The 547-nt window shown below is 45.2% G+C and carries 1 protein-coding gene; it reads right to left on the bottom strand.

The features are described 5' to 3' along the window. Positions 1-547, bottom strand: a 547-nt coding sequence (locus tag A3756_RS27815) for a hypothetical protein (protein WP_197481355.1), incomplete at both ends; no start/stop codon positions are given.

The following is a 547-nucleotide window of genomic DNA, read 5'->3' as shown; positions in this document are numbered from 1 at the left end:
TGCTGAACTCCTCAAGTGCTTTTTTATCTTTTGCTGAAGGCTTGGCCAATTGCTCGATTGATGTGATACCGGCTGCTATAAGTTTCTTTTCTAAAGCTGGTCCAACACCATTGAGTGCAGTCAATTTCAACGGAGACTTTGTAGCAGGAGCTGCTTTCTTAGCTGGAGTCGCTTTCTTAGCCGGAGCTGCTTTCTTAGCTGGAGTCGCTTTCTTAGCCGGAGCTACTTTCTTAGCTGGAGTCGCTTTCTTAGCCGGAGCTGCTTTTTTAGCCGGAGCTGCTTTCTTAGCCGGAGCCGCTTTCTTCGCAGGAGCCTTTGCTTCGACGCCTATTTTTTCAAGGAGTTGAGACTGTAGCTCATGAAACTCATCCAGGCGCTTGTCAAACTCCTTCTGAAAGCGGTTCATTTCTTTGTCGCGAAGCTTATCCAGATCTTCAACTACTTTCTTGATCGGCTCTTGAACTTGAGACTGCAAGCTTTCAAGTTGTTTGAACGCATCGTTAATCAATTGATTAAAATGATCGGATGTCTTCTCGAACTCTTTATT

The sequence above is a fragment of the Oleiphilus sp. HI0086 genome (assembly GCF_001635225.1).
This window is presented reverse-complemented; position numbering and strand designations above follow the sequence as displayed.